This is a genomic window from Nostoc sp. 2RC (genome assembly GCF_014222165.1).
Classification (GTDB): Bacteria; Cyanobacteriota; Cyanobacteriia; order Cyanobacteriales; family Nostocaceae; genus Nostoc; species Nostoc linckia.
This window is the reverse complement of record NZ_JACKZU010000431.1, coordinates 1-6,484: the sequence shown is the minus strand read 5'-3', so window position 1 is coordinate 6,484 and position 6,484 is coordinate 1. Positions and strand designations below refer to the sequence as shown.

The 6,484-nt window shown below is 38.4% G+C and carries 7 protein-coding genes; 1 reads left to right on the top strand and 6 read right to left on the bottom strand.

Going from position 1 to position 6,484, the window contains the following annotated elements; all coding sequences use genetic code 11:
• Positions 1-196: 196 nt before the first annotated feature.
• The gene (gene ureG / locus GNE10_RS30590) at positions 197-799 is read left to right on the top strand and encodes an urease accessory protein UreG (protein ID WP_185569583.1); all 603 of its coding nucleotides are present in this window, start codon (positions 197-199) and stop codon (positions 797-799) included.
• Between the two features lie 185 nt (positions 800-984).
• Here ureG and GNE10_RS30585 read toward each other — a convergent pair whose 3' ends face one another.
• The 6 genes from GNE10_RS30585 to GNE10_RS30560 form a co-directional block, all read right to left on the bottom strand.
• Positions 985-2,763, bottom strand: a complete 1,779-nt coding sequence (locus tag GNE10_RS30585) for an iron uptake porin (RefSeq protein ID WP_185569581.1) — start codon at positions 2,761-2,763, stop codon at positions 985-987.
• A 362-nt stretch (positions 2,764-3,125) separates the two neighbouring features.
• Positions 3,126-4,586, bottom strand: a complete 1,461-nt coding sequence (locus GNE10_RS30580; RefSeq protein WP_185569579.1) for a hypothetical protein — start codon at positions 4,584-4,586, stop codon at positions 3,126-3,128.
• A 57-nt stretch (positions 4,587-4,643) separates the two neighbouring features.
• Positions 4,644-4,865, bottom strand: coding sequence for a hypothetical protein (locus GNE10_RS30575; RefSeq protein ID WP_185569577.1), 222 nt, complete (start codon positions 4,863-4,865; stop codon positions 4,644-4,646).
• 132 nt (positions 4,866-4,997) lie between these two features.
• Positions 4,998-5,519 (bottom strand): pentapeptide repeat-containing protein, encoded by a 522-nt coding sequence (locus tag GNE10_RS30570; RefSeq protein ID WP_260447095.1) that lies wholly within the window; start codon positions 5,517-5,519, stop codon positions 4,998-5,000.
• Between the two features lie 29 nt (positions 5,520-5,548).
• Positions 5,549-5,917: a hypothetical protein gene (locus tag GNE10_RS30565; RefSeq protein WP_185569575.1), complete on the bottom strand. Its 369-nt coding sequence runs from the start codon at positions 5,915-5,917 to the stop codon at positions 5,549-5,551.
• Positions 5,865-6,239, bottom strand: coding sequence for a TrkA C-terminal domain-containing protein (locus GNE10_RS30560; RefSeq protein ID WP_185569573.1), 375 nt, complete (start codon positions 6,237-6,239; stop codon positions 5,865-5,867). Before GNE10_RS30560 ends, GNE10_RS30565 begins: the two co-directional genes overlap by 53 nt.
• Between the last annotated feature and the right edge of the window lie 245 nt (positions 6,240-6,484).

The window sequence follows — 6,484 nt, the reverse complement described above, 5'->3', positions numbered from 1 at the left end:
GGGAGACAAAGCGTAGCTTTGGCTCTTTGGGGTGCAATACTGTGGGAATCATAACTAATTATGCGGACATAATATTAGGAGTTGAGAGTTAGTAGGAGTTAGGAGTTATTATTCTCTCAATGCCCAATACCCCATGCCCAATGCCCAATGACTAATGACCAATGACTAATGACCAATGACTAATGACTAATGACTAATGACTAAAAACGCATTTAGAGTAGGTGTTGCAGGCCCGGTTGGTTCCGGGAAGACGGCTTTGGTAGATGCTTTGTGCAAGGGGTTGCGCGAGCAGTATCAGATTGCAGTGGTGACGAATGATATTTATACTCAAGAAGATGCTCAATTTTTAGTGCGTTCTCAGGCTTTAGCAAGCGATCGCATTTTGGGTGTAGAAACTGGAGGTTGTCCCCATACTGCCATTCGTGAAGATGCTTCTATGAATTTAGCAGCAATTGAACAATTAGAGGAACGTTTTACCGATTTGGATTTAGTGTTTTTAGAAAGTGGTGGTGATAATTTGGCTGCTACCTTCAGTCCAGAATTGGTAGATTTAACAATCTACGTCATTGATGTTGCTGCTGGTGATAAAATTCCCCGCAAAGGTGGCCCCGGCATTACTAAATCTGATTTATTGGTGATTAACAAAACTGACCTTGCACCTCACGTCGGCGCAGATTTAAGTGTCATGGAACGAGATGCTAAAAAAATGCGCGGTGATAAACCTTTTATTTTTACTAATTTGAAAACTCAGTCAGGACTTGCAGATGTAATGAACTTTGTCTGCATAAATATTTGTTAGAAGGTATTGAGGTGGGGAAGATGAGGGAGAACGGGTAGACAAGGGAGATGGGGAGATGGGGAGGTAGGGGAGATGAGTTTTTCCCCTCTGCACCTCTGCCCAATGCCCAATGCCCCATACCCAATAAAAAATTAAGTCACCAAAGTTAACTTCTTTGGTGACTCAATTAATGTTTGACTAAACCTTTAGAACGTGAAAGTGGTTCTTAGAGTACCAATAATCGCATCGTCGTTAGCGCTGTTTTGACCGGGAGAGGTCAACCAAATCACCCCAGGAGTGATTGAGATGTTATCTGAGACGCGATATTTATAGAAGCCTTCAAAGTGATAGGGTACGTCATTACCAACAAAGCCGGGTCGGTTACGGGCATAAGGTTCTGCACCGGCAAAAATGCCCAATACGTTACCTTTTTTACCAAAGTCAGGCAAGGCTATTCCAAGACCGTAACTCCAAGCTTCATAATCATCACCTGCACCAAAGCCTGTGACATCGTGGTAAGAAATGAAGCCACTAACTGACAGTTTGTCACTGGGTCTAAAGGCTGCGGATATACCGTAAGAATTACTGGAAGATCCGTTTAAGGCTGTTAGGGTGTTAGCTTGACTAGTACCTACAACGCGGTTGGTGCTGCCTAAACCACCACCTAAATCGAATAAATTGCCGCCTCCGGCACCATGATAACCATGAACATAGGTAGCAGCGATCGCTATGCTATCGCCAACACTAAAGTTCAACTGTCCCAAAGCCGCATAGTTACCCTCGAACAAACCTTGGCCTACTCCAGGATTATTAGCATTTGATGCTAAATAACCTATAGTCAGCGAACTTGGTCTGAAAATGCTACCACCTTTACCAAAGGGTAAAGTCAATGCCGCACCTGCACCACCACCGATGCGATAAATGGGACTTTCAGAAGCAAAGCTAGACAACGCACCATTACCACCGTCATAATCCTCAAAGTAAGGGTTATTAGTGGCAACGTAATCGCTGTGAATACCGCCGGTGGCAGCAACGTAAAGTTGAGCTGGGCCGATGGGTACGTAGTACGACAACCAGTCTATAACTACGCTATTGTTACCAGTGCTACCGATTTGAAATGTTTGTGTGCCTTCAGCAGTATCGATGAGGCCGCCACCATTATCTATTTGGTTAAAGGCTATTGCGTTACCAGCTGCAAGACGAGTGTGCAGTACGTCTTTACCGGTAAAGCTCGATTGTAAGTCTAAACGTACCCTGTCTTGGAAGACAGTGTTATTAGCATCGCCAGTGTTACCGCCAAATATATCAGTAACAGCAAAGATAGCTTCACCCACTAATTTGGTGGTGGTGGAAAACTGATTTGCTTCCAGTTCCGCAGTCCGCGCTTCTAAAGCATCTACTCGACCGCGCAGAGTTGCTAGTTCTGCGGAAAATTCTTCTTGCAAACGCTGGAGAGTCGCTAAATCCTGTTTTGTCACCAAGTCAGCAGTTGCTGTGGCAATCAGTTCATTAACTCTGTCTAAACAAGCATTCAAACCTGCGGCAAACTCATAGCGTGTTAAGGCGCGGTTGCCACGGTAAGTACTATTCGGGTATCCAGCAATACAACCGTAGCGTTCAACCAGGGATTGCAAAGCTTGGAATGCCCAATCAGTCGGCTGTACGTCGGAAAACTGAGAAACTGATGTGACTTGAGAGAGAGAATTCTGGTTTTTACCTTCGTTGCTGTAGCGGTTAACTTGCTCTAAGACTTTATTGTCATCAGTCTTAGCTTGGGCAACCACAAATTTTTCAGCAGTTGGTTGCTGTATTTGCAGCGATAATGAGGCACTAATAGCTTCTGGTGCTTCTGTCTGAACAGCTTTTGCCTTTGCATCTTCAGAAAAGCTTGCTACTTCAGCAGCTATAGCCCTAGCGGAAACCAACACCGTCACTCCTAAAACTACTGGACTTACTGCCAGAGTTTTCCACAATAAATGAGACATTTTTTATTTTCCTTTCCCAAAAAAGACCCAAAATCAGTGGGTTCAAGAAAAAGAGAATAAGCAATTATTCTACTTGGTAGAAATCTTATCAGATTGTAGTCACATCAGCTATGTCTTACAGAAGATTTACGGATGAAGAATCGTAAAGTTTTGTAGATGACTGCATTGGCAACTGCAAAAAATAAACAACAGCACGTGGTGGTTGACGGTTGACTGTTAACGGTTAACAATCAAAAATGGTATCTTTTATTACTTAATAACCTGATTTTTTACTTAGTACACAGAAGTCAGAATCTACTATGATTGACCTGTGATTCATCGTATTCTCGTAAATTCTGACCTGTAAATTCACTAAAAAATCTTTAGGCTGGTATTTCGCTAGATTTTGAGCCATTTCTAGACTTTAGCTTCTTATTTTTGACTTTAATTTGCGGTAGTTCTTTTTTATCTTTATAAAAATAACAAATTTCCACGAGAGTCGGCCAAATTTCTAGAGAGCCATGAAATTGGCTAATCACATCGTCGATAATTCTGGAGACATTTTGCTGAAAAAAGTCAGGTTCAAAGCCATAAAATACTCTTGATAAATTTGCTGCAAATAACTCAAGAGACTGTTTGCGGTCTTCATTTTGAGCAGATGCGGAAGCTTTGAGTACTTGAGTGTGGATGGCAGAAATTTTTTGCAATATTTCTTCAGAGTCTTGTAAGGTAACCTCGCCAGAGTAATCAAACTTGATTCCCAAGTCATCAAGATGATAAACACTATTTTTAATCTTCTTTTTCAGCAAACTACATATTTCTTCATTAAAAAGTTCGCTAGCTAGGGGATTACGCATGTAATTATTTCTAATATGGTTTTGAACAGCATCAACATGTGCAGCCACAATACCTTCTTGCTGTATCCAAAGTCTGTAAATATAATCTTCAAATCTCAGGCGAGTTGGGAAAAATGGCGGTAAACCTAGCTGATTATCATATCCAGCGACCCCACAATCCATTCTCCAGTTTTTGTTAGTAATCACAGGTCTAAAATTAGTAAGAATATAAAAATCATTTAGGTCATTTGGACTAATTTGGTTTTCATCATTGAGATACAAGTGAACGAAATCAAGTGTATCAATATCGTTAGTTCCGGTACGAAAAGTTTGGGCAATTTTGACGATGGAATTATTTAATACTCTGCCTGATTGTAATAAAAGACTGTTTTCTCGAAAGTAACCTTTGGTAGTATTAGTTTCCAAATCCATCGCTGTATCAAGAATTAATTCTCCAGCTTCAAAATTTTTGGGGACATGGCTGGCTTTTTGACCGAGAACATCACCAAAAGCTGTGAGTAAATCAAAAGATTTATGCACAAAACCATCTTGTTGACTAGATTTAATTAGTTTACCTCGACAAATTTCATCGCCTGTTAAAGATTCTGGACTAGTTTCAATCAATGCATCTGGTCGCATATCGTCATCTGCACTAACCATTAAATGTCCAAGGGTATACATGAGAGTGAAGTTACGATTACCGCCATAGCTGGGTCGAAATAAATTTTTCACCAGGGATTCTAGTTTGCGATCGCGCAATCTTTCATTTAAAAATGTAATAAATTGTTCCTTTTGATATGGCCCTACATAAAATACATCATTAACCGTTTTAGTTTGCTCTAAAAGCGGATAATATTTCTCGTGATTGGCAATGGTAGAATCATCAAAAACTATAATTTTTAAAGCATGACCATTTATCCAAAAATTTTCATCATACTTTTCAATAGTTTCTGCCACATCTCTCAATCGATGGGTGGGAATCACAAATATCGTTTCTTTTTGTCTCATAAATTTGTTTGGTTTCCTAAATCAATTAAAATTTAACAAAGGGTGAATTGCACAACTTTATTTACTAGCTTTCAACTGTTGCCAAAGTAGCTCGATTTTCCTCAAAGCTTCTTCGGGAGATAGTTTGCCATTAGTTTCTAAACTACTGATGTAGCCAACTTTTTGAGCGAATTCCTGCAAATTGGCATTAAATATCAGATTGTCTGGTGTAATTACACCGTAGTAGCGACTATAAGGGTAGAGAAAGTTTTTTTTAGCTTCATAATTAAGTTGTGTCACGTTGCTTGACTCCTAATTGAAAATTAATCATCCTGATAATTTTAAGGACTAGTATCTTTTTTTGTGTATGTTATTACTTTGTATTCCATGAATGTAGTTTGTAATTGTTTAATCAAGCCATAATATCAATCATCAAGTTTTGCTGGTTTCATAGCAGTGATTCGTTCTAATTCCATTGGGCATGACTGTTTTGCAGAGAATCACAGAATTACGATTTTGGATATCGTTATTTTTGGAAGTTTGACTAAGATTGGCATAACTAAGATTGGCATTTCTAAAATCAGTGCCTTGGAGATTGGAATGTTGTAGATTTGCTTGTTGTAAATTAGCATTAGTTAATAATGAATTCTTGAGGTTTGCTCCAGTTAAATCGGCTCCTTGGAGGTTCACTTCCCGGAGGTCTGCCCATTCTAAATTTGCATAACGGAGATTAGCATTTTTTAGCTTAGCTCCCTGAAGATTTGCCGATCGCAAATCAATTCCTTGTAAATTAGCTTTTGAAAAATTAACTCTTGATAAATTACAACCAAAACATTTTCTTGTTTCTTGGAGGTGTTGAATAATATGTCGTCTCAACAAATCATTGCCTTGATTAATTAAGGATGGAGCTAAGATAAACATCACCGCAATAAAGGGTCGTACAATAAGATTCATAAATCAAAATTGCAGCTAAATAAAATCATTCATCGAGATTTGCGATCGCAGCAATTCCACGCTTCTTTAGTCAAAGCAATAGAAGGATGTACTGCACACTTGAGATAAGAATTTCTATGAAAGTAATGACAGTTTATACAGGGATGTTGCTGTACGGTTTTGATGCTGACTATTTCATCTTTATTTTGTGGAGGATCTTCTAAAGATTTGCAAAACCATGAAACAATATGAACAACAATCCCCCAAGCAATTATGAAGGACATGTGGGCTAAAAATACTGCGACAAAGGGAATATCTCCATCCCGTGATTTGGTGTCATAGTGTGTAGTTGCAATCAGTTTAACTTCAATCAGGGTAGACTGATGAAGATTCTTTTGGAAGAATAAATTCTGCATCATCTGAATTGAAAAATTGTTTGTCTGTTGGTCGAGCTTCCAATAAGCAATTGTTTAGAGAATAATAAAGAGAATGGATTTTTTTGAGAGTGACTTTCAGAGCAGGAACCATCATTGGATGAATTGCGATCGCTAAAATATAATCTCCTGCATAAATAATCGGATTATCACTGACTGAAATCACTTTACTGTCTCTTAAAATTCCCAAAAAAGCACATTTTTCTGGTAACTCAATCTCAGTTAAACAAATGCCGCAGTAAATACTATTTGCTTGGATTAAAACACCAAATAAACTTGGTTCTAAAGCTTTTTTGTTAGTTAACACAAAACTTTTTATTGAACTCTAATAACATTGTCCAACAAGTTAGAGAAAAATTTAATTGATAGATGATATATTTTGCATTATGAGAAAATATAAATTGATATATCTATTAAATAATTAAAAAAGCATATACTTAGAGATATAGTTTTCAAAAATCCAAGATTAATATTAACGTGAGTTCGATGAACCTCTCCCCAACCCCTCTGTGCCTCCAAGAGGGGCAGAAATATTTTTACGTTTCCAACGAA